Below are 437 nucleotides of genomic sequence, written 5' to 3'. Positions count from 1 at the left end.
GCCTTTCATTCGCTCGTCGGTCATCACGAGTACGACCTACATTGGTCCGATTATGACGCTCTGCCTCGGCAAGCGCGGCATTTTGGTGAAGCAGGACTACATCTCCGGCGACCGCGTGGAAATCATTTTTGACCTGCCGCTGGGCGAAATCGTGATTGATTTTTACGACAAACTGAAAAGCATTTCCAAAGGCTATGCCTCGTTTGACTACCACCTGCACGACTATCGCCCCTCAAAATTGGTCAAGATGGACATCCTGCTCAACAGCGAGCCGGTGGACGCGCTCTCCACGCTGACCCATATCGACAATGCGGTAACGTTTGGTCGCAAGATGTGCGAAAAACTGAAAGAACTCATCCCACGTCAGCAGTATGACGTGGCAATTCAAACCGCCATCGGCGCAAAAATCATCGCCCGCGAAACCATCAAAGCCGTCC

Annotated in this window: 1 pseudogene; it reads left to right on the top strand. The window is 52.4% G+C overall.

The annotated features are described in order from the left end of the window. Nucleotides 1-437: pseudogene (locus ASC50_RS04745) on the top strand (elongation factor 4); the annotation flags it as partial.

The sequence above is a fragment of the Candidatus Symbiothrix dinenymphae genome, assembly GCF_001431085.1.
Note: the sequence above shows the minus strand (reverse complement) of the source record. Positions and strands in the feature narration are given on the sequence as shown.